Source organism: Oligoflexia bacterium (genome assembly GCA_034439615.1).
Taxonomy (GTDB): Bacteria; Bdellovibrionota; Bdellovibrionia; order JABDDW01; family JABDDW01; genus JAWXAT01.
On sequence record JAWXAT010000025.1, the window covers coordinates 1 to 22,292 of the forward strand.

Annotated in this window: 20 protein-coding genes; 3 read left to right on the forward strand and 17 right to left on the reverse strand. The window is 39.7% G+C overall.

All coding sequences use genetic code 11. From position 1 onward, the window contains the following. Positions 1 to 259 precede the first annotated feature (259 nt). The gene (locus SGI74_05315) at positions 260 to 871 is read left to right on the forward strand and encodes a hypothetical protein (protein MDZ4676911.1); all 612 of its coding nucleotides are present in this window, start codon (positions 260 to 262) and stop codon (positions 869 to 871) included. A gap of 147 nt (positions 872 to 1,018) precedes the next feature. Here SGI74_05315 and SGI74_05320 read toward each other — a convergent pair whose 3' ends face one another. From SGI74_05320 to yihA, 16 genes are all read right to left on the reverse strand, one after another. Next, the gene (locus SGI74_05320; GenBank protein ID MDZ4676912.1) at positions 1,019 to 1,618 is read right to left on the reverse strand and encodes a biopolymer transporter ExbD; all 600 of its coding nucleotides are present in this window, start codon (positions 1,616 to 1,618) and stop codon (positions 1,019 to 1,021) included. Positions 1,619 to 1,630: 12 nt separating this feature from the next. Then, on the reverse strand, positions 1,631 to 2,104 hold the full coding sequence (locus SGI74_05325) for a biopolymer transporter ExbD (protein ID MDZ4676913.1): 474 nt from the start codon (positions 2,102 to 2,104) through the stop codon (positions 1,631 to 1,633). An 11-nt stretch (positions 2,105 to 2,115) separates the two neighbouring features. Further along, positions 2,116 to 2,781: a MotA/TolQ/ExbB proton channel family protein gene (locus SGI74_05330; protein ID MDZ4676914.1), complete on the reverse strand. Its 666-nt coding sequence runs from the start codon at positions 2,779 to 2,781 to the stop codon at positions 2,116 to 2,118. 30 nt (positions 2,782 to 2,811) lie between these two features. Next, positions 2,812 to 4,773: an AgmX/PglI C-terminal domain-containing protein gene (locus SGI74_05335; GenBank protein ID MDZ4676915.1), complete on the reverse strand. Its 1,962-nt coding sequence runs from the start codon at positions 4,771 to 4,773 to the stop codon at positions 2,812 to 2,814. Beyond that, positions 4,770 to 5,060 (reverse strand): hypothetical protein, encoded by a 291-nt coding sequence (locus tag SGI74_05340; GenBank protein ID MDZ4676916.1) that lies wholly within the window; start codon positions 5,058 to 5,060, stop codon positions 4,770 to 4,772. The genes SGI74_05335 and SGI74_05340 overlap by 4 nt, the downstream gene beginning before the upstream one ends. Next, on the reverse strand, positions 5,057 to 5,953 hold the full coding sequence (locus SGI74_05345; protein ID MDZ4676917.1) for a tetratricopeptide repeat protein: 897 nt from the start codon (positions 5,951 to 5,953) through the stop codon (positions 5,057 to 5,059). The genes SGI74_05340 and SGI74_05345 overlap by 4 nt, the downstream gene beginning before the upstream one ends. Beyond that, a complete protein-coding gene (locus SGI74_05350; protein MDZ4676918.1) occupies positions 5,950 to 9,171 on the reverse strand; it encodes a tetratricopeptide repeat protein in 3,222 nt (1,073 codons plus the stop codon). Before SGI74_05350 ends, SGI74_05345 begins: the two co-directional genes overlap by 4 nt. A gap of 3 nt (positions 9,172 to 9,174) precedes the next feature. Beyond that, positions 9,175 to 10,845 (reverse strand): hypothetical protein, encoded by a 1,671-nt coding sequence (locus SGI74_05355; GenBank protein MDZ4676919.1) that lies wholly within the window; start codon positions 10,843 to 10,845, stop codon positions 9,175 to 9,177. After that, a complete protein-coding gene (locus tag SGI74_05360) occupies positions 10,842 to 11,642 on the reverse strand; it encodes an outer membrane beta-barrel domain-containing protein (protein MDZ4676920.1) in 801 nt (266 codons plus the stop codon). The genes SGI74_05355 and SGI74_05360 overlap by 4 nt, the downstream gene beginning before the upstream one ends. A 106-nt stretch (positions 11,643 to 11,748) precedes the next feature. Next, positions 11,749 to 12,453 (reverse strand): outer membrane beta-barrel domain-containing protein, encoded by a 705-nt coding sequence (locus tag SGI74_05365; protein ID MDZ4676921.1) that lies wholly within the window; start codon positions 12,451 to 12,453, stop codon positions 11,749 to 11,751. Further along, on the reverse strand, positions 12,450 to 12,995 hold the full coding sequence (locus tag SGI74_05370) for an HAD hydrolase family protein (GenBank protein ID MDZ4676922.1): 546 nt from the start codon (positions 12,993 to 12,995) through the stop codon (positions 12,450 to 12,452). The genes SGI74_05365 and SGI74_05370 overlap by 4 nt, the downstream gene beginning before the upstream one ends. 82 nt (positions 12,996 to 13,077) lie before the next feature. After that, positions 13,078 to 14,703, reverse strand: coding sequence for a hypothetical protein (locus SGI74_05375; protein ID MDZ4676923.1), 1,626 nt, complete (start codon positions 14,701 to 14,703; stop codon positions 13,078 to 13,080). 43 nt (positions 14,704 to 14,746) lie between these two features. Beyond that, positions 14,747 to 15,724 carry a KpsF/GutQ family sugar-phosphate isomerase gene (locus SGI74_05380; protein MDZ4676924.1) on the reverse strand — a complete coding sequence of 326 codons (978 nt, stop codon included), beginning with the start codon at positions 15,722 to 15,724 and terminating at the stop codon, positions 14,747 to 14,749. 1 nt (position 15,725) lies between these two features. Next, on the reverse strand, positions 15,726 to 17,462 hold the full coding sequence (locus SGI74_05385; protein ID MDZ4676925.1) for a CTP synthase: 1,737 nt from the start codon (positions 17,460 to 17,462) through the stop codon (positions 15,726 to 15,728). Between the two features lie 59 nt (positions 17,463 to 17,521). After that, positions 17,522 to 18,268, reverse strand: a complete 747-nt coding sequence (kdsB, locus tag SGI74_05390; protein MDZ4676926.1) for a 3-deoxy-manno-octulosonate cytidylyltransferase — start codon at positions 18,266 to 18,268, stop codon at positions 17,522 to 17,524. Further along, entirely contained in the window at positions 18,265 to 18,846 is a 582-nt protein-coding gene (gene yihA, locus SGI74_05395) for a ribosome biogenesis GTP-binding protein YihA/YsxC (protein ID MDZ4676927.1), read from the reverse strand. Before yihA ends, kdsB begins: the two co-directional genes overlap by 4 nt. Before the next feature lie 159 nt (positions 18,847 to 19,005). Here yihA and SGI74_05400 point away from each other — a divergent pair, with 159 nt between their 5' ends. Next, the gene (locus SGI74_05400; GenBank protein MDZ4676928.1) at positions 19,006 to 20,364 is read left to right on the forward strand and encodes a sigma 54-interacting transcriptional regulator; all 1,359 of its coding nucleotides are present in this window, start codon (positions 19,006 to 19,008) and stop codon (positions 20,362 to 20,364) included. Here the strand turns inward: SGI74_05400 and SGI74_05405 are convergent. Next, positions 20,284 to 21,537 (reverse strand): flagellar basal body-associated FliL family protein, encoded by a 1,254-nt coding sequence (locus tag SGI74_05405; protein MDZ4676929.1) that lies wholly within the window; start codon positions 21,535 to 21,537, stop codon positions 20,284 to 20,286. The genes SGI74_05400 and SGI74_05405 overlap by 81 nt on opposite strands. Before the next feature lie 118 nt (positions 21,538 to 21,655). Between SGI74_05405 and SGI74_05410 the strand changes: the two genes are divergently transcribed. Beyond that, positions 21,656 to 22,285 carry a hypothetical protein gene (locus SGI74_05410; GenBank protein ID MDZ4676930.1) on the forward strand — a complete coding sequence of 210 codons (630 nt, stop codon included), beginning with the start codon at positions 21,656 to 21,658 and terminating at the stop codon, positions 22,283 to 22,285. Positions 22,286 to 22,292: the final 7 nt, after the last annotated feature.

Here is a 22,292-nt window from a genome sequence, read left to right on the forward strand (position 1 = left end):
CAATCTGAGAAATATACCAGCACATTACTTTTCGCAATCTGAGAAATATACCAGCACATTACTTTTCGCAATCTGAGAAATATACCAGCACATTACTTTGTGATATTAATTCATCACCTGTGTCCCCTGGTGAAATACCATTCGCCAACTCTTACCATTATACTTCCAAATTGAGCTGCGTAATGATCCAGTCTCTTTTAGATTTAAATTTTGTCATTATTAATTGACATCGCTACTATTTTTAAATAAATACATGATAATGAAGAGTCAAAAACAATTAGGCTTTGAGTTTTTAGCTGACCGCAATATCAAACACTTTGGCGGAGCATATCTAAAAAACTCAAATCCAAAGTCAGCTAGGCCACTCTCCACCAAAAGGTGTATGCATCTTGTAATGCGCTCTTCTTACGCCAAAGGCCCCTACTCTCTTCTCAAAAAAAACCGAGAGATTCAGAACATCATCAACACTCAAGGCAAAGCTTTTGGTGTGAAGGTGTATCGTCAAGCTAACGGAGGCAATCATCTTCACTTGATAATATTGCCTCGTTCACGGCAGGCCTTTATTGGCTTTGTAAGAGCTATTTCAGGGCTTATCGCACGAGCTGCACTGGACACACAACGCGGCCGTCCTTTATTTGGAAAAAAGAGAAGTAGTCACATGTTTGGAATTTCCAAAGTAAGTTCAGGAGGTCGATCAGAAGGAAATTCTACTGGATTCTGGGACAAACGGCCCTTCACTCGCATTATTGAATGGGGACGTGAATTTAAAACGGTGAGTAACTATCTTTTGCAAAACACTCTGGAGGCTTTGGGTTTTATTGCCTATCAACCAAGACAGCATAGATTTAAATCCGCGGAGTCCACAGCTTAGCTGTACTAATCGACGGCTTAGATTTTACAACGCCTCAGACATTTTATCGACGGCTTAGATTTTACAACATCTCAGACCTCTGAACTCTATTTACAATGTCTCGGTATTTTACAGCGACTTACAAAGTGTCAGCCTGGGGATTAATGTTTAGCCGCCTTCAGCTTTGGCGAGGGGATCTTCTTTTTTCATTACTGCAAAGTTAATTTCAGAAGCGCCGGCTTCGGTGATGGTGAACATGAGTTTTTTGATTGTTAAGAAATCCATCTCACGATCGGCTTGAACAGTTACTTTTTTAAAGCTCTCTAAAGCAGTATTTGCAGCTGGTTTTCCAGCGCCGGGCATAGCTTGTTTGAAATTCGTGCCAAAATTTTTCTTTGCATCAGCCTCATCTTGTTTCAAAAGTGCCGCTAATTTTTCTCTTAAAACGGGAATCATCCACTCTGATGAATTTTTAACTTCGTCTAAAGTTGCCACAACAGTTTTATCTAGAACCACTTCTTTATCAGTAAGCGTAACAACGTGTGCGGGTTTTAGTTCTTTGATCTGCTCAGCCTTTGGAAGTTTAACTTCTTTAGGAATATAAATAATTTCACCTGTACTGCTGTAATGCTGCAATAAAAAGATAACTAAAATGGTGAAGATATCCACCATCGATGTGAGACTAAGCTCAACCATGACATTGCGCTTAGCACCTTGTGAATTATATCTTCCTCTGCGATCTCGAAGTCCTGGTACTTGAATTGGCATTGTCGTTTTTCCTTATTTCACACCTTGAGTCGAAATTGCGATCTCAGGGAAACCCGCGATCATGAATGCATCCATGCCGCGAATAAGTTCATTGTACTTAATGTCATCAAGTAGACTGATAATGCCGTCAGTTTTATCAGGGTATTTTCCCTTAATACTCTTGAGTTGAGTAACAAGGGCGGCTTGATCCCAATCCACGCCAACTTTTGGTATTCTTAATGACTGTTTACCAACGCTCACGATGTAACCGGATTCTGTGACATCGATTTTGAGTTGCACTTGCTCTCGAGGGGGTTGCTCGACTTGGCCAGTGTCATTTTTCTTGGCGTAGATTGAACTTCCGATTTGGATCATACTTACTTGAGTCCAAACTGCGGAGATCAGCAAAAAGCAAATAGCCGTGCTCATAAGATCTATGAACGGAACAAGGTTTAACTCCATGTTCGTTTGACGTTTATTACCTTTTCGTGGTCCATCTGAGTACATGAGTTTTCCTTTTAGTCTTTAATCTTGTCACGATTTGCGACGACCAAATTCATCATGTTCATGCTGCTTTCGTTCATGTCATTGATGATTCGCTCTGTGCGCTTTTGAAAGTATCCGTAAAACAAGAGTGCAGGAATTGCGACGATCAAACCAAAAGCTGTACAGTTCATTGCTTCAGCGATACCTGAAGACAGTAGCGCTGCTTTTTGTGCTGGATCTGCGTTACTTACAGCTCTAAATGATGTGATCAAACCTGAGATCGTACCAAGGAGACCGAGCAAAGTTGCTACGTTAGAAAACAGAGCTAAGAAAGACGTCCATCCATCAAGTGCTGGATTTTCTTTGAGTGCTGCTCCATCCATTGCCACTTGAACTTCTTCGTCGGGCCGTTTGTTAAGTACTTGAACCAAACCCGCTTTGAGCACGTTGGTTAACGGAGCTTTGCGAGAGTCGCAGAAAGTAATGGCTTGTCTGATATCCCCTCTGAGAATCATCCCAAAAAGTTTTTCATTAAAGTCTTCCTTGTCTACTGCTAATCGGCTCAACGCCATAAAGCGCTCGAGCACAATGAATATTACAAACACCATGACGATAGCGATCGGGATCATTCCCCAACCTCCGCCCTGGAAGGCCTGTATGAGTACGTTTCCTGCTTCTGCTGTTGGTGTAGGCTGCATGATGCTTCCCCCTGATGGTTCTAAATTGTTCTACTCTTGAGCCTGAAAAACAAACGGATAACTAACATCAGCTATCTGATTGGCTGGAGGCTCAGGAAATTTCCAAGTTCTTAAACGCGCCACTGCGCAATTTTCTACTTCTGATGAATTCATTGTGGTGGCCTTAATACCCGCTTCTAAAACATTGCCACCGGGACCAATCGACCAACGGATCGTAATTTTTCCGTAGAGACTTGGTTCCTTGTTCAAACCTTTTTCATAACAAGCTTGAATTTGTTTTAAGTTTGCCTTTACAACTCGTCTGATAGCTTCTTTATCAATGCCGGGTGAGAATGTTGCTTCATCACCGCCAGGTAATACTGTTGCGTTTTTCTTCGCACCTAAATTTCCAGTACCGTAACCTGAAACGCCTCCACCTCGGCCTTTTGTATTCACTCCTGAAATACCGACAGTTGCTGTACCTTGCCCACCTGCTCCGGTTTCTCTTAAACCCGCTCCGGGTGTAATACCTGCTCCCGCCGCTTCAGCTCCTTCACCAGTTGCTGATTTACTAAGACCCGCGACATTTCCTGAACCTTGAAATGCTTTACTTAATTGATCTTGCACACCCTTTGTTCCAAACACGCTGAGTACACCAGTTTTACTTACATCTTTAGCTGCTGATTTTGCACCCGTGTCAGCACTTTTTCCGGCTTGGATTTTTTGTATGCCTTTGCTTTTTCCTGCTTTGTCAGTGGTAGGAATTTTTTTGGTACTTTGACTCTTATTGGGTTTTGCATCTTGTGATGCGCCCTCTTCTCCACGCTCTGTGGCTACTTCTTTATCTTTGATTGCTTCTTGAGCTGTTTTTGCTGATGGCTCTGTTATTTCAGACAAATCAGACACTGGGCGCTTATAGAAAAATTGGGCTTTGCGTGGAGGAATCGTTTCTTCCTCTTCTTTTTCTGGAAGTGCTGGTGCGTAAATGAATGCGTAAAAAATAAAAAGTGCCATGCCCATGAGCCCAACAACGAGGCCCGTGAGCTGATTCACACTGATATCTATAAGCGGAGCAATTCTAGAAAGGGGCGCACTACCAACATAACGAATAATAAGTTGCACACCTTCGCCAAAACTGATTTTGATCACCTCACCTTGTTGAAGCGTGTATGTGTAACCAGTTCCGGCACTTGCCATAGAGCCACCGCGGCGTAACTCATCAAATGTTTTTGTTGAATTATCTTTAGAGACCTCACCGGTCATATCGGCAGTAAGAATTACCGTAGCACTTCCCTCAATTTTTAATATGGGATGAGAAAGTCTTACTGAGCCAAAAATGGGAAGAACGATATTATTTTTTGGATGTGATCCAATTTGAACAATTTGTTTTTTATCAAAATGATAGGTGTCGATGACACGGTCTTTCCATGCAAGAACAACTTCGACAACATTACCACTACTAGATTTGGTTGTTTCATTAATGCGCGCATTTGACGGTGGAGCGAATGTTCCCTTAGGAGGTTGGCGCACAGTTGTTGAACCAATAGTTGCCATGCCAGGGCTTGCAGCTGGCCGTGGAGCTGGTCTTGTTGGCTGATGTTTTGGTAGTTCTTTGGGAAGTTCACTTGGCTTTGTAAAGATAGGTTGTGATTTATTTGCCTCGTAGGCAGGCGACGAAGCTGAAGAAGTTTTTTTAGGTTTAGGTACACCAACATGAAACTCTAAAGTGAAATCACCAATTTGAAATTCAGAACCACTTTCAATATATGTATCGACGATACGTTGGCCGTTAATGAAGGTTCCGGATTGACTTCCGAGATCACAGAGATGGTATTTGCCGGATTCACGCTCTTCGAGCATGGCGTGAATGGGTGAAATACTGGCATCATTGATTGCGAGATTAATATCACCTTCTCGCCCAATTACAACTTGTTGATTTGTGAATTGCTTCACTTCAACGAGTTTGCCATTTTTGAAAATGCGAATAAGAAGTGGTTGCTTGATGTCTGTCATTTCGCTTTCTCAATATCTTCCGCTGTTTTGCTCATTTCAGGTACGAAATTCTCTCTGAGCTTTATGAGTTTGCCAAAATTAAATTGTTTCTTCTGTAGCAGATAAAAGAGCTCTGGTTTTTTCACTTCGCCTTGCACGAGCTGATCTTCGAAATCTACGTTTGTGCGTTTTTGTTTTTGAGCTGGAGAGTTTTGAGCCAAAGCAAGTTCTGCCTGCCACACAAGTAAAGTGAGACCGAACGTAATTGCTAACAACCAGTGAAATGTCTTGATTGCAAGACTCTTCAATCGGAAGACTCCTTTTCCGTACTGCTCTTCGAAGCAGTTTCGGCCTTCTTGGCCAGCTGATTTACCTTGTCCAGTATAGCAGAGTCATTAGAAGCTAAACGTATTTTGTTCAAAAATTTCAAAGCTTTCTTTGGGCGATTCATATGCTCGACCAATAGCACTGAATAATTGAGTAGGACTGTTGAATTGTTTTCATCTTTAGCCACCGCTCTTTCATAGGTGTCGATGGCTTGTTCAAATTTTCCAGTATGGGTGAGGGCGATGCCCAAGTTATTAAGTGTATCTAGACTTTTGTCGCCGTTATCAACTGCAGCTTGAAGTTCTATTGCTGCATTTGGATAATTTCTATTTTGCAAATAGATGTTACCCAGATTTGCATGAGCAGCGCGGTTGGTTCCGTCGATTTCAACAGCTCGCTTAAATCGACTCAATGCAGAACGCAAATTGTCTGTGCGAAATTCAACAAGCCCCAAATTGTTTAATACCGAAGTGTTATTAGGATCTTTCGCTAAAACCTTATTAAAAAGTAGCCGCGCTAAATCGTAACGCCCTTGTTCAATGGCCATAATGCCAAGAGCATTGATTACTTTTAGATCATTGGGATTAATTGCCAGAATTTCTGCCGCCACTTCTTGAGCTACGCGATAATTTTTAGAGAGCCTCGCATCATTAAATTTTTTGTAATATTCAGCCATTGTGCTTTGGGGCACCGGAGCTTTTTCAGAATTTTCGCTCAATTCTGGAGATGAAGGGGCATCATCTTCGTCATCTTCATCACCACTTTGATTTGCCACAGATTTTGATGTATCAGTTTCTTTTTTTGCGCCACTTGAACAGCCGAACAGAGAAAGAGTGAGCGCGCATGAGAGAAGAATCACTAAGTATTTTATCACATAATCCCCATGTCATCTGACTTGTTGCCATGAAACATGATTTCTTTTGGCGCTGAATACCGATCAGGCTGGTATTCTCCCATCTTGCTCAATGACAGTTTAGTCCATTTATTATAAAAATTTATTTCAAAACTTTTATTGATGGCAGCTGTATAATTCTCAACAGCCTTTTGTTTTAACGGCTCAGCAACACCATCAATACCTTTTTTGTACGCGCCTTCTTCTTCTTTATTAAGGCCCGCTGGAATTGCTGTATTCCAAACAGCTTTACTCATGTGCTCATAGGCTTGACCAAGACGAGTAAGTGAGGCGATTACCATATTGCCCTCATCGTACTTAATAACTTCAGCTAAATGTGTGCTGAGTTTTGTAAGGAGTCCTAGTTTTTCTTTAATGGCCTGACCCTGTTTTTGCGGATTAGCCGGAATTCGAATTGAAACAAAGTCGTTATAGACACGCTCTGTAAGCCTAAACTTTGCTTCAGCTGCCCAAACTTGACCTGCACCCTTACTTTTCTCTGAAAGTGCATGCCCCACAGCGACAGTACGTTGATAGCCTTTTTCAGCTTCTGGAATTTTATTTAATTTAAAATTGATATCAGCAATTTTAAAATTTGCTTCAACAACTTTTTCAGGGTCATTTCCGCCTTCTTTAAGATAGCGCTCATAACCCGCTTGAGCTAGCTTTAGGCGATTTAATTTTTCATTAATACTAGCAATAGTAAAAAGTGCTAAAGTGCGATCACGTCGTCGACTTTTTTCATAATATTTTTCATAGTTAACAATAGCACGACCAAATTCTTTCTGACCTTCCCAGAAAATAGCAGAGTTGTGGTAGAGATCAGGCGTCACTTTATCATTGGGGTTTTCCTTGGCGTATTTTTCATACTGAACCGCAGCTTTTTCATATTGAGCTGTTTGTTCATAAAGTTTCCCCAAGAGTAAAATACTTTTTTGATAAAGTTTTTCATTCCCCTTTGACGGAGTTCGACCCGCACGGGAATAAAAACCAATAGCTTGAGGAATTTTATGCGCTCGTTCATAGTTTACACCGGCGTTAAATATCGCAGAGAACGCCAAGGAGCTCTTAGGATTATTACGAGCAAACTCTGCAAACGAGTTAGCACTTGCCTCGTAGTTCTTTGCAACTTCAAGATCTTGTGCTTTTTTGAAACTAACTTTTTCTACAACATCTTTAACATCAGCAGTAAAACCTTGTTGCGCGAGATCTTTATTACGAATGAGCTGATTCCCCTCTCGCGCTAAACCGTCATAATCTTTGCGTAAATTATAAATATCTAAAATGAGATTTGCAGAATAAACAGCAAATGGTGTTCGAGGATGTTGAGCAACAACCAACTTAAAGTTTTTCAATGCATCGTCGAGATGATTATAAGAATAATGCAATCTACCCACTTTAAACTTAACATCGACAACCTTGTCACCCTTAGGAAAAGTCGTTATGTAATATTCGGCAGCACTAACAAATGCATTTTCTATTTCTCCAAAAGGTACAGACTCAAGTGAGTTCCCAACGATTTGCTTCACTTGTTCATCAGACTTCAAACTTTTTTCAAGAGAAAGGAGTGAGTTAAGTACGGCTGGTTGGAAATATTTCCCCCGTGGATCTTTTTCTGCAACAATGCGGTATTGTTTTCCAGCATTATCAAAATCACCCAATGCAAAAAGTAATTCTGCATAGAAGAAATGCATTTCAGTGCTTTTTACTCCTTCAGTAAACTTATTTAAATATAATTGATAAGCTTCTTTAACCAAGTGCATGTCTTGTTTACGCTGGCTATTTTGCGCATTTCGGTGCAATTGAAGTGTGTAATTTCTTAAAGCCATTTCACGAAGAATATTTGAATCTTCAATCAACTTTGGATTGTTTGCGTTTGCACGCCCCCAAGTACTATCGACACTATATCGATCTACCCAGTTATAAAGTTCATCACGATAGACTTTTTGGTTCTTGCTCGTCGCAAAGTTTGTGACGATTTGATATTGATAATCAAATGCTTTAGGAGCAATAGGATTATGTTCTAGAAGTTGTTTGAATACAAATTGAGCTTGTTCTTTACGACCCGTATCACTGTAAAGATAAGCTAATTTTTCAAGCATGATCCAAACAGCTTTTTCTCCACCGAGTTGATAAAAATACTGCCTTGAACTCTGATAATTTCCTACATCGACATAAAATAGTACCGCGTCTTTTAGCGCTTCACTACCAAGTCGAATTTTACTTACGGCACGACGCCCTTCAACTTTCTCTAGATCAGTAGGCGCTCGGCTTTGCTTGATAACTTGCTCAAGAGTCTTTAAACCTTGCCCGACACGGCCCATACGGTATTGACACCAAGCGATTTTATAATTTGCAAATGTGTATAACCTGGCTCGTGGATTTTTTAAAAGATCAGTGTAAGATTTTAATGCATCAGCCCATTTGTCATTATCAAAATAGTATTCACCCAGAGCAAAATAGGCCTCACTTACGTAGGAAGAATTTGGATATTCTTTTGTAAGTCGTTGATAAAAGCCAACGCCTTTTTTAATTTGATCCATTTCCATGTGATTGTAGCCCAAGAAAAATAAAGCCTGGTCAACCTTTGGATCATTGGGGAAATCTCTTAAAAACCATTCGTAAAGTTTAATTGCCTTTAAATTGTAATCTCGTGAAGGAGTTAAATTCAGTCGTGGTTTACTAATCTTTTTTGCTAAATAGGCATTGAGTTGTTCATCATAGGTCTTTTGAATACGATATTCGATGTATTTAGCTTTCTCGACGTATAACTCGGCAAGCCTTAACCAGAGTTCACCGCGGTTTTTACTTTTAGCGTATTTTCGCGTGAGCTTATACAGCTCGTTTATACCTTGATCAGTAATTTGTTCTAAACGCTCATCGTCACTTCCGGCTTCTTTAAAGAGCTCACTACTTTTTGGAGGCTTGACTTCAAATAGTGGCATATTTGAAGTATTTGTTTTTTGCACATCAGGCAAAGCTAAGGTTTGTTTTTTGATACTGAGATTTTGTGCACCTCGACTTTTTGTATCAATATCTTCTAGCATATCCCCAACAGTTTTTTTCTTTGCTGGTAAAGATTTTGTAACCTTTGCGGCTTTACCAACTGACTTCTTTGATTTATTAACTTTTGCAAACAGCGAGGGAGACGCTGTGAGCACTGCTGTTAAAACTAGTAATTTTAGAAAAGTGGATTTCATTTCTTACTCACAACCTTGCGTTCCTAGAAAGTGATAATTCCCAATTTCATCGAGCCAGTACTCACCACGAAATGGCCAATACTCATAACCATTTTGAATATAAAAATCGCGATCCTTGTTATCATCTACTTGGCTACTCACAAGACCTTTGCCTTGGATTTTCTTTTTTAATTGTTCTTTTTTGCCATTAATCATTTCGTATCGTGCAAAATTATATTGCTCAAAAAGATCTGACAATTCCTGTCGCATAGAAACCATATGTGACCTTGCGATCTCGCCAGCTAGTTTCACACTTGTATTTATGCGACCTTTTAGAAGTTCGTTTGCATAAATTCCAACAGCAGAACGTCTCCAGCTAACAGGCATCTTATTTGCGATGTCTTGTTCTGCTCTTATTTTTACAATGTAGGCATAGATATGTTTAAAATCACCTTCGCGTACGATATCTCGTGAAACCAAGAATGGAACCTTCAATGCCTTACGAGCAGCAGGGTCACCTTTTAGTTGATCAAAATTCTTAATCACACGCTCTACTTCATTGAAATAACTTATTGGATCAGTATTTCCTTGCGTGAAATCTTCCAAGCCATTTTGTACAGGTTGGTAGATTTTTTCAAACAGGCCTAAGGTTTTTTCCATTTCATCATATCGACAGATATAGAGATAAACGATTCCACGTAACAAAATTGATTCAGGTAAATAGTAGTCTTCATAAAAAGGTGAGTGCAGTGAATGAAGATTACTTAATACTGATCTAAATTGTGCCGCACGCATATGTGCCCAACTAGATTCAAAAAGTGCATCATGCCACAAGACAGTGTCACGGGGAATTTTTCGGTATATATCAATAGCTTGATCCCATTTATGAGATTGATAATAAATGCGCGCCATACCCATTAGCCCGGCAACACGATCAGTATCAGTGATGCCTTTGTCCGCGCGATTAGCTACTAAATTAGAAAACGATTTTAATGCACCATTTAAATCATTTTGCTTAACGTATGAAAGCCCTTCTAGATACTTTGCTTTTGGATAAAAAGCTGAGCTTGCAGGAACGCGCGAAAAATTATCCGCTGCTTTATCCCATTGATTTTTGCGTTGATAATATTCACCAAACCTAAAACGCAGCATGTCTTGACTGGCAACTGGAAATTCATCGATATTTACTTTGCTAATTGCATAGTTCAATAATGTGTCATCGTTAAGTGCGTCAGCAGCAAGAGAAAGTTTTTGCAATGATTGTTTCATATAACGACTATCTGCATTTCGAATCACGTCAACAAATTGAAAAGCGGCAACCTGGTACATTCCCATTTCGTAGAGCATGAGACCCAAAACATATTTGATGCGCATTCTTTGTGATACAAAACGAGGGTCACGAGTCATTTTAAAAAGGCGACTACTAGCAGTGGCATAATCTGGAGGATCAAGCTTTGTTAATGCCAAGGCATTTTTAAGTTCTTGCTCTGCTTGTGCTGATAGTGAGGGCGTTTCAGAAACCTGAGCTGATTTGGGCGCAACATTTGAAGGCCTAGGTTTATTTGTTTGGCGAACGCGATTATCTGGAATAAATTTTTTCTTTTTCTGAGCATACCCAACACCGCCAGAAGCCATGCAACAGATCAGAGTTAACAAAAACCATTTTTTCGTAAAAGTTTTTTTAAGGCGCTTCATCGATATTTCGCTCCTGGAAAGAAGAAACTCATGCCTATCGTTCCATGAAGGTTTGTGAATGTGCCACTTGGCCTACTTGTTACTGATGTATCTGATTTGTATGCAAACCAACTGATATCCCATCTAAAAGCAAGCCACTGAGTAATGGCAAAAAGCTGGCCAGCACCTAAATGCAACGTTGGAGGTTGTGTACCTTGATTTGTTCCAGTTACACCTCCACCTAATAAAAAGTAGAGATCAAAGGGAACAATCTTTGTATTTGTGAATCCAACTTTTCCGTATATAGGTGACCACTTGAAATCTAAACCATAATAAGAAGTAGGCGTTGCAAGAGCTGCCGTACCAACAAATCGTTCACTGTTAAGTTCGCTTGTAACTGTTTTTGAAGTAGTACTAAAACCAGTCGCAAGGGCTTCAACACCGTAATGCTCATTGAAGTGATAACCAAATCTTCCACCGAAAACAATGTTGTTAAAAAAAGCATCGTTCATTACAAGACCAAAATTTGGAAAAAATTCAAAACGCTTTGTTTTTGGCAAAAACCTTTTATTAATAACCGCAATATCACTAAACGGAGCCAATGTACCAAGCCCCGAAAGTTCAGCACGCTTGCGTGGTTGATTTGTCGCAGGTGTTACAGGTATTGGTGTTGCCGCAGGCATTGCATCTAGCTCTGATTTAATTTCTGATTCATCTGGAGGTGCTGGCTCAAGTGAATTAGGAGCAGGTGACCAAGAAGGATTTGGGTTTACTGGAACACTTGGATCAAAAGGAATTTCTTGCGCCCACGCACTCATACTGAGTGCGCTCACTAGCACGAGTGAAAAAATAAACTCTCTTGATAATACCTTTATCACTTTAACCATCCTTGGCTAAAAATGCTCTGTACTTATGCGCACATACTTAAAGAGACGGTAAAAAGTAAACCGCTCCAACTGTTAATAGAACGTTCACAAAATTTGTTTTTTGCACTGTTCGTAATACTACGTCTTCTTGTTGATAAAACAATGTTCTTATATCTGCTTTAATACCAAAATTACGCGTGAAGAAAAATCTTTGGCTTAATCCCAACGAGAAACTTACACTGCTATCAGATTGTACATTTGAAGCAACTCCCATGAGCCCCACTCCTGCAAGACCAGCGATGGTGAGATTCATGACTCGTTGTTTTGTAATGCTGATTTTTCCGTAATAGGGAGTAAATTCATATTCCAAAAGACCCAAGAATTTTGGCGCTGGCGCACGCTCAAATGGAATTTCGTTGCCCGCAGAAACGGTAGATTGTAATTGGCCAACATAATTTGTGCGTCCAGAAATAAAGTATGCGCCTAAAAGACCGATGCCATGCATTTCGCTAAAATGATAATTTAATGTCACACCAAGCGGATAACTGTTAAACCAAGGGTCATTGAGTGTCGCTCCACTAAAACCACCTAATTCAAAACGAGATTTCATGGGCGATAGACGCTTTTTCACAGCCTCTGGTTGGTCAAAGATTGGCGTAACACTCTCACGCGCCAACTCTTCTTCTGGAAATTCGATGACCTCAGACCTTGCAACAATAGAGATGATATTCATAGCGAAAACAACAGCAAGGATCAGCTTCATTTGCGGCTCCTTGTTTTAGCTGTTGTTTTTTTAATAGGTGTGACTTTTGAAAGTGCACCGAAATCTAAAATAAGATCTACAATTTCTCTTACAGCGCCGTAGCCACCTTCAATTTTAGTCACATAGTGAGCTGCTTTTTTTACTTTTGCCACGGCATTAGGAACCGTTGCCGCAAAGCCAACTTGTTCAAGTATTGGTATGTCAAAAATTTCATCGCCGATATAAGCAATCTCTTCTTTTTTAAATCCAGTATTTTGAAGTATCTCTTTGAAAGGGCCAGTTTTATCTGCGAACTCTAAATAAAAATGTTTAATATTGAGAAAGCTCATCCGCTGGATGACGTCATCAGATTTACCACCAGAAATAACGCCCACTTCGTAGCCCGCATCCATGAGTAGTTTCATTCCCACGCCGTCCTTGACATGAAAAAATCGGCGCCATTTACCATCATCACTTATCCATAAACGCCCATCGGTGAGAACACCATCTACATCACAAATGAGCATCCGGACTTTTTTAAGTCTCTGTTGAAGGTGGCGCATACAAATAATATTGTGTCAAAGATAGACGATAAATACTAGTAATCCCACAAACTTCTCGCGAGTTCTCGACAGACGTCGAGGTCTAGTTACGAGGTTGAGATTCGATCAATAACCCCTCAGTTTGCCAAAGTAGCTTGAGTTTACTTTTATCAATAATGACATGTTTTTTAATATCAGAATGCAATCTTGTGAGAAGCTCATAAGCCGTAAATGTGTCACCTAGCTTAAGATACAGGAGCGCTAAATTGTGCCGAAAAATAAATGTATGTTCTAAATTACTAGAAAGCCTCAATCCCTCATAAAGATACTTAATACCTAGTTTTGGATTATAATAACCGCCCGATTGAGTAACTGAATGCACATTTGCTAAAATGCCAAAGGTGTTTTGAACGACTATAGGTGAGTCGTTTAAGGTCATCGCGATTTTTAAATGCTCAACTGCTTCGTCAAATCTCAATTCATCTATATATGCATTTGCCAAATTATTTCGCGCTTGACGACTTAAAGGATAAACCTCGACTACACGTTCCCATAACGTCATATCTGATTTCCATATGCGACTATAAGAATAACTAAAAAATGGAAGGCTCAATAAAAAAACAATCCCCACACAACGTGCAGTCGCTAGGCCATATTTCCATCGAGGAGCTATGTCTCTGATGAGCATTAAGAATAAAACAGTAAAGCCCACAATGGGAATATAAAGATACCTATCGTTGATGTAATTTGAGCGAGGTAATAATTGTAAGACAGGTAGTAAAAAACAACTTACAAAGCCTATAAAAATTAAATAAGTTTTATCTCGAGTTTTACGCCATACATAATACACACAACCCAAAAGCAAAATAACTAGAAGTACCGTAAAAACAGAGAGAAAATTAAATGTGTATGGCGGATAAATAATGGAATACCCAATCGGGTAAAGTAGTGCCTTCACATACAGGCCAATGAGATTTAAAACCACCACAGGCAAATGTAAGAGGCGTTCACCATCAAATAGTTTTGATAAAGTTATTTGATCAAATGCACGAATACGAACGATAAAAAACAAGACGGAAATTATTATGAACCCGCTGTACTTTTTTATAAGTTCATTGATCGTAGTTTTTTGCGTCAAGCATTCAATAAGCATGAAATAAAAAGGCAGTAAAATTCCAACAGATTTGCATAACAATGAAACCAAATAAAATAACCCCGAGAGGATTAAATTTTTATTTTTTACCTCAAAGTTAAGTAAATATTTTGCATGAAAAACAAGGGCTAACCAAATAAACACTCCAGCCAAAAGTGAGTTCCTATTGCTTGCCCACATCAACACTTCTGTTTGCACAGGGTGAACTGCAAATACAAAACAAATAATATAGCGCCAGCTTCGAAGCAAAGAAAGTTGCTTTAAAAAATAAAACACCAAGTAGATGTTCAATAGATGTAAAATAAAATTAATAGAGTGAGTGGCAACTGGGTTTATACCAAAAAACTTCACATCAAACCAAAGAGACATTAATGTTAAGGGTAGATAGTCTCTGTAATAATTCTGGGTGAAAACTGTTGTCAGCATCTCATAGAAAGAAAACTTTAAAATTTCATTATTCGTAATAAGTTCAAGATCATCATAGTTAAACCAACCAACATTAAAAACTTGGATATATGTAATGGTGGTAACTAAAAATAGCACATAAAGAAACACACCATCTTGATACTGTCTCAAGAATTCAAACCAAGACCTTCTTTGGTTTGGCCCCATATTGTATTTAACGAACCCGAGCTTTGAGAATATCTTGAAGATGCAGAAGCCCAACGGGCTTATTGCCTTGATTTTTTGATTTATCAATTACAAATAACGTTTGAATTGCAAATTGTTCCATTAAAAATAAAGCGCGCTCTGCCATTTCGTTAGCATCAACAATTTTAGGATTTTTACCCATGATATCTTGAGCCATCTCATTTAGCGGATTAATACTTTTATCAAGACGGCGGCGTAAATCTCCGTCAGTGATTGTACCAATCAAAGCTCCGTCACTATCAACAACGCCGCAAACTCCGCGCACTTCTTTTGCTGTCATTTTTGAAATTACTTCTTTCATTTTAGTATCAGGAGTCACCACAGAAACAGCTTCTCCAGAGTGCATCAAATCACTCACACGGGTGAGTAACCTTCGCCCTAAACTTCCCCCCGGGTGAAACTGTGCAAAGTCTTCTTTTTTAAATCCACGTTTAGTCAAAACAGCAACCGCAAGGGCATCACCCATAGCAAGGGTTGCCGTTGTGCTGGCCGTGGGAGCTAAACCCAAGGGGCATGCTTCTTCTTTAACCGATACATCAAGAGAAATATCACTAGCTAAAGCGAGTGTAGATTTTTTGTTTCCCGTTAACGAAATGAGACGCAAACCCTTACGCTTTGCAAATTCAATGAGGTCATGCATTTCATCTGTTTCACCACCATATGATAATGCCAACACAACATCATTTTGAGATACGACTCCAAGATCTCCATGAGAAGTTTCAGCAGGATGAACAAATATGGCGGGTGTACCGGTTGATGATAAAGTCGATGCGATCTTACGTGCGATTTGCCCTGATTTACCCATCCCAGTGACGACGACTTTCCCGTTGCAATCTATGAGCATGCCAACAGCTTCATCGAATTTATTATCTAATTTATTTTTGAGATCTAAGATGGCTTGAGCTTCAATATCAAATACGCGCTTAGCTTCACCAATCAACGACATTTTAATTCCTCATTCGTGCTGAATAAAACTCTCGAGCTTTTTTCTTTGTGGAAGAATCTTTATCTGCTTTAACTTTTTTCTGAGTTTTTACCACTGAAACCTTTGTTGCCACTTTAGGTGAACGCCTCTTATTAAGACTTTGGTTAAGTGCGGCTTCAACAAAATGTGTAAATAGCGGATGAGGTGTCATGGGCTTTGATTTAAACTCCGGATGAAACTGACAACCTACAAACCATGGATGATCTTTGAGTTCAATAATTTCAACAAGATCTCGCTCTTGGCAAATACCAGAAAGTTGCATACCAAATTTCTTTAAAATTTCACGATAACGATTATTAAATTCATAGCGATGGCGATGACGCTCGTGAATCACTTCATTACCATAGACTTTTTTAGCCAATGTCCCCGCACCCAAATGACATGCATAACTGCCTAATCGCATGGTGCCACCTTTTTGCGTCACCTTGCGTTGCTCGTTCATAATGTCAATGACACAATTACGTGAACCTTTACCACCAGTAACAAATTCACGACTAGTAGCATCGACGATGCCAGCAATATGTCGGGCATATTCTATGACAGCAAGTTGCATTCCAAAACAAATACCAAAAAATGGAATATTATTCTCACGCGCAAATTGAATGGCAAGAATTTTTCCTTCAGCACCACGTTCACCAAATCCACCGGGTACCAAAACACCGTGCACTTGAGACAAAACTTCTTTTACCGATTGCTCAGTGAGATTTTCTGAATCAACATACACAAGTTCAATTTTTGAATTATTGGCAATACCACCATGAATCAATGCTTCATTAAGTGATTTATAACTCTCTTTAAGATCAACGTATTTACCAACAATACCTATACGAACAATATGGGCTGGGTTTTTAATGATTTTAACCATTTTTTCCCATGACCCGAGATTAATAGGCTCAAGCGGTAATTGAAGTCGTTTAATTACAAGTTCATCTAATTTTTGCGCATGAAGCATTAGTGGCACTTCATAAATAGTTGCAGCATCTGCAGCCGAAATAACGGCTTCAGGTTTTACGTTACAAAAAAGTCCAATCTTTGATTTTAATTCTGAAGGAATTGGTTTTTCACTTCGACATATAAGAAAATCTGGCTGAATACCAATGCTACGCATTTCTTTTACAGAATGCTGAGTCGGTTTACTTTTTAGTTCTCCAGCCGCCGCAATGAAAGGCACAAGTGTTACGTGTAAAAAAATAACATTTTCAAATCCACAATCAACACGCATCTGTCTTATCGCTTCTAAGAACGGAAGACTTTCGATATCACCAATGGTTCCACCGATTTCAACAATAGAAACCTCGGCACCTTGTGATGTTTCATAAATGTATTGTTTAATTTCATCAGTAACATGTGGAATAACTTGAACTGTTCCACCCAAATAATCCCCACGACGCTCTTTACTAATTACGGAATCATAAATTTGCCCGGTGGTATAATTATTTGCGCGCGTCACTTTCACATGGGTGAAGCGTTCATAATGGCCCAAATCTAGATCTGTCTCAGCGCCATCATCGGTGACAAACACTTCGCCATGTTGAAGTGGCGACATGGTACCGGGATCAACGTTAATATAGGGATCAAATTTCATCATGGAAAGTTTAAGTCCGCGCGCTTCTAAAAGAGCACCAAGACTTGCAGCACAAAGACCTTTGCCGATAGAAGAAACAACGCCGCCAGTAACAAAAATATATTTTTGCACCATGCGAGCGCGTTTAGTTGAATGTTCACTTCGGTTTGATTTCTTTTTCTTAGGTGTTTTGCTCACCGAGTGCTCCCTTTGCGAGTTTTAAGAATTTCTTCTACGCGTATCACATCTTCCGGCGTATCTACACCCCAAGAGTCGTATTGCGTTAATATGACTCTGATTGTAGCCCCCAGCCACAGCGCTCGTAATTGCTCAAGCCCTTCAGCCAACTCTAACGCTACCGGTTTTTGTTTACAAAATCTTCCTAAAAATTCTTTTGTATAACCATAAAAACCAATATGTTTTAGGCAAGCATAAGCATCGAGATTTCCTGGTATTCGCGAATGAGGTATAGGAAATCGGCTAAAATAAAGCGCGTTATTATTTTGCCCAAGAACTATCTTTGCCACGGTGGGATTATTAAGCTCCTCGTCATTTTTAAGGGGTCTAGCTAAAGTTGCCATTTCAATAGATTTATCTGTAAAAGCACCCGCGAGTGCATCTAACTCAAGACCCGTTAAAAGGGGCTCATCTCCTTGAATATTAATAACCACATCACAATCTACACTTTTAATGGCAGCCCAAATGCGATCGCTACCTGTAGGAAGACTTGAATCGGTCATCACAGCTTTTACGCCACATTTTTCTGAAAGTTTGGCTATGCGCTCATCATCTGTTGCAACTAAAAGCTCATTTATTTTCAGTGATTTTTTTGCTCCGTCAATAACCCATTCAAGTAAAGGTTTTCCTAAAATGGGTTTTAAGGGCTTACCCTCTAAACGTGTAGAACCGTAGCGTGCGGGAATCACGCCTATGATTTTCATTCTTTGATCCAGTTCTTAAAAATAAAGTCTTCGAGTTCACGAACACCATCATTTTTTAAAGCAGAAACGGGGTAAAAAAAGCTTTTGTCTTGTTTTGAGGTATTGATCCATTGTTGATAGAGTTTTTTTGATTCGCCATGACCCAATTTATCTAACTTAGTAAGTACAGTGAGCATATGAAGATTACGTTTATTTGCTAACTCAAAAACTTTCGATTCGTCTTCTTGCCAATCACGGCGCATATCGCAAATAAGTAGCAACCCTATGAGGTTTGTCCGGACATCAAAAAAATCTTGGATCATCTTCGCCCACATCTTACGTTCGGTCAGATCTCGGGCGGCGTACCCATACCCCGGTAAATCCACCAATCGGTAGCGTTCTCCCACATCAAAAAAATTAATGAGCCTTGTTTTTCCAGGAGTCTTACTGATTTTAGCTACCTTATGACCACCGCACATTGCATTGAGGAGACTACTTTTGCCCGCATTGGAACGTCCGACCAAAGCGATCTCTGGACGGTCTCCGACCGGATAATCCTCCGGCAAAACTGCACTTTTTAAATACTGAGCTAATGGCATAACCACTGAACATTACTACGAGAAATATTTTGTTACAACCGCAAGAAGCCTTGCCCGGGTAACTAGTTTTAAATGGATTTAAAGCCATCTCAAGCAGGCATGGTTCCTGTAATAGGCAAATGAACAATCAATTTCTAGCTGTATGGAGACAAGACCACTATGGAACACCAAACTATCAATATTTCTGATTTATTTCCCCAAACCTCAACTCAAGCGTATCTGACACCCACTCCCCAAGGGGCCCCTATATTAATTGATGGAATTATCGTTATTGGCCGCGATTCTGAAGTGGATTATCAAATCAATGACCCACACATTAGCTCAAAGCACTGCCAAATTGAAAAACGCCCTTACGGCTTTTATATCCGAGACCTTAAAAGTCGAAATGGGGTACATGTGAACGGAATCCGTATCATCGAAGGCCAACTACTTGATGGCGCGCGTATTACCCTAGGGGCTAGTGAATTTATATTTCAAACCAAAAAACCTGTATCAAACAATTCTCCCTTTCATTCAAAAAACTCCGAGTGGTCAGCTAAGTTACAGTCACTCCAACAAATCTCAAAAACCGGACTCCCCGTTTTTCTTCAAGGCGAAAGCGGTACAGGCAAAGAAGTATTAGCCAATCTGATTCATAATTATAGCGAGCGAAAAGATGAACCCTTCATTAGTGTAAACTGCAGTGCCCTCACAGAAAGTCTCGTTGAAAGCGAACTTTTTGGGCATGTTAAAGGAAGTTTCACCGGCGCTACAGGTGATCGTAAGGGGGCCTTTGAGGCCGCACGGGGCGGAACCTTGTTCTTAGATGAAATCGGTGATCTTCCACTTTCTTTACAGCCAAAACTTTTAAGAGCATTAGAGAATAGTGAAGTTAAACCTGTGGGCAGTGATCGCGTGCTTAAAACTGATGTGCGGATCATCACGGCAACTCATAAAAACCTAGAACAAATGGTTTCTGAAAATCTTTTTCGTGCAGATTTATATTTTAGAATTCATGTCATCAGACTCAGTATTCCCGCATTAAAAGATCGCATGGAAGATTTCGAAGATTTACTTTACTCTTTTTGCAAAGAGCGTCGAGTACGTTTTTCAGTTAACGCTATTGAAAAATTAAAAAAACATTCTTGGCCCGGAAATATTCGAGAACTTAAAAATTCAGTTAATCGAGCTCAAGCATTGTACCCACAAAGTTTTGTAGAAGAAGAACATATACGCAACCTTGTAGATGTTCCGATTACCTCAATTGAACCTAAAAAATTATTTAAAGGAGTTTCACAAAAAGCTTCGGGGATGCCGATGCTAAAAGAAATTGAATGTGAAGTGATCAAAGCAAGACTCATTGCTAATCACGGAAATCAAAGAAAGACCGCTCAAGAATTAGGACTCCCCAAGAGCACTCTCCATGATCGTATCAGGCATTATGAGATTGATGTGAGGTCACTTTTGAATATTGAGGCTTTTAAAAAAGATACGCCGAACACGGCCTTTATTCAAGATTCGATTAAGCCCAGCACGTAATCGTACTTTTAGTCTTAATTTTCCTTGAGCACTTTCTATTTCTTCAAAAGTAATTTGCTCAACAATACGTTCGATAAGATCTTTTATCTCTACTTCGCGATCATGAATTTCTATGGCGCAATCTTGATTTGAAGCCTCAAGATAAAGTTCAAAAACAATCATTGGTGAATAGCGAGGTGAGGGCGGTTTTAAATTCGCCATGATTCGAGGGAGAAGCACGGTATACTCAGGGTGCTTGAGCGGACTCTCAAGATCTTCCCCGGAATCATCTTCCGGAAGAAGTTGAATTTCTTGAGCCACCTCTGAGAAACTTCTTAAGAACGGATCTTTTACTTCGTCAGATCTTGTGTTTACAATAATGTCACTAACGAGAAAACAAAACGCACTAATCAAAACTAAAAATACTACGAACTTTAAATAGGCCGTTAAAGAATAACTGCGAAGTTTCTCAATAAATTCCCTAAGCGCTTCAATCCATTTATAAATAAATGGCGATAATGCACCTGGAATTGCCAGCAGTACATTCTTAGGTGGGATCGTCTTCATTAAAAGCAGTTCTTTAATGAGTTGACGCCCCAAAATTAAGGGCAAGGCTAGAGATGCTCTGAGAAAGCCCATAAAAACATTAAAAAAAGATTTACCAGTGGGAGTACTTTTTGACTCAACATCAACATCAACTTCCACTTCGGCTTCACTTAAGGCATCTACAATGCTAGCACTGAGCTCGTCATCTTCATCGTCTGAAGCATCATCTTTATCACCCTTGAGGTAATCAGCACTGATTGAAATTGATTCCAAGTTCAGAGGAGCATCGATTTTACTAATTTCACTTTTAATGTCTGCAAGGCTTGATTGAAAAGTCGAATCCAGTTGATTAAGAAGATCATCTACATCTTGAAGGCTGATATCCTCGACTTTTTTATCTCCAGTTTGCGTCGCAGCACCAACCTTTTCAGTTACAACAGAAGTCCCAGGAGATGATTCATTTTTTTTCGGCTTAATCTGACCAATGTCAAAGGTCGGATTCAACGCAACAGTACCATCAAGACGTGCATCTGTAGGCTCAGCAAGTTTTACTTGTTGATCTAGTTCTTTGGCCAGTGTGCGTTCAAGCTCCTTGAGCTTCGCTTTAGCCGATTCATTATCTTTCTCATCAGTATTGTCGCTTGCCACGAAGTATTTCCTTCTTCTTTAGTGTAAGAAAGTTATTCAGTTTTTCGCAAACCTTTCCGAAAAAAATAATGAGTGAATAGCGCATTTCACAGTTTATATGCGCATAAGGAGATTTGATATGATTCGAATTTGGGCAGTACTTGGAACATTAACGTCTAGTCTTTTGATTTCAAGCTGCGCATTATTGGAAACAGATCAACCTGCAATGTCTGGTGACGATGATTACTCGACTTATGCCGCGCAAAAAAATGGCACATTAGATGCCTTAGATGAACTAGGCCTTTCTCCTTCAAAAAGCCTTTCAGGTGATGAACGTGACGCTCTAGAAAAACGCATGAAACTAAAACGCCTTGAGCGAAGCCTGGTCTCTGCAAAAGAAAGAGAACAATATTATAATTTTCGCCCGTATCTCGACAGCGATGAAGAACGTATGGCTTTTTTGAGTCTACCAAGTACTGATGCACGCGATCGATACGCAATGCAGCGCGGTATATATTTCAGAACTAATAAATTTGCTCCCGCCGTAAAAGAAGCTGTTTCAAAAAGCGACATTATATTAGGCATGACTAAAGAAGCGGTTATTGAAAGTTGGGGAGAACCCGAGGCTGTTGAAGTTGCAGGAAGCCAACTTTATGGTAACGAACGTTGGAAATTCACGGAATATATTTCAACACCAGAAGGTTATCAACGTGAAGAACGTGTGGTGATTTTTGAAAGTGGTAAAGTTGTAGGTTGGCAACGGTACTGATTTTTTC

Bases quoted from the DNA above. Each gene is read 5' to 3' on its own strand.
- SGI74_05315 (MDZ4676911.1), top strand. From the start codon at position 260: ATGAAGAGTCAAAAACAATTAGGCTTTGAGTTTTTAGCTGACCGCAAT.
- SGI74_05320 (MDZ4676912.1), bottom strand. From the start codon at position 1,618: ATGCCAATTCAAGTACCAGGACTTCGAGATCGCAGAGGAAGATATAAT.
- SGI74_05325 (MDZ4676913.1), bottom strand. From the start codon at position 2,104: ATGTACTCAGATGGACCACGAAAAGGTAATAAACGTCAAACGAACATG.
- SGI74_05330 (MDZ4676914.1), bottom strand. From the start codon at position 2,781: ATGCAGCCTACACCAACAGCAGAAGCAGGAAACGTACTCATACAGGCC.
- SGI74_05335 (MDZ4676915.1), bottom strand. From the start codon at position 4,773: ATGACAGACATCAAGCAACCACTTCTTATTCGCATTTTCAAAAATGGC.
- SGI74_05350 (MDZ4676918.1), bottom strand. From the start codon at position 9,171: ATGAAATCCACTTTTCTAAAATTACTAGTTTTAACAGCAGTGCTCACA.
- SGI74_05355 (MDZ4676919.1), bottom strand. From the start codon at position 10,845: ATGAAGCGCCTTAAAAAAACTTTTACGAAAAAATGGTTTTTGTTAACT.
- SGI74_05360 (MDZ4676920.1), bottom strand. From the start codon at position 11,642: ATGAGTGCGTGGGCGCAAGAAATTCCTTTTGATCCAAGTGTTCCAGTA.
- SGI74_05365 (MDZ4676921.1), bottom strand. From the start codon at position 12,453: ATGAAGCTGATCCTTGCTGTTGTTTTCGCTATGAATATCATCTCTATT.
- SGI74_05370 (MDZ4676922.1), bottom strand. From the start codon at position 12,995: ATGCGCCACCTTCAACAGAGACTTAAAAAAGTCCGGATGCTCATTTGT.
- SGI74_05380 (MDZ4676924.1), bottom strand. From the start codon at position 15,724: ATGTCGTTGATTGGTGAAGCTAAGCGCGTATTTGATATTGAAGCTCAA.
- SGI74_05385 (MDZ4676925.1), bottom strand. From the start codon at position 17,462: ATGGTGCAAAAATATATTTTTGTTACTGGCGGCGTTGTTTCTTCTATC.
- kdsB (MDZ4676926.1), bottom strand. From the start codon at position 18,268: ATGAAAATCATAGGCGTGATTCCCGCACGCTACGGTTCTACACGTTTA.
- yihA (MDZ4676927.1), bottom strand. From the start codon at position 18,846: ATGCCATTAGCTCAGTATTTAAAAAGTGCAGTTTTGCCGGAGGATTAT.
- SGI74_05400 (MDZ4676928.1), top strand. From the start codon at position 19,006: ATGGAACACCAAACTATCAATATTTCTGATTTATTTCCCCAAACCTCA.
- SGI74_05410 (MDZ4676930.1), top strand. From the start codon at position 21,656: ATGATTCGAATTTGGGCAGTACTTGGAACATTAACGTCTAGTCTTTTG.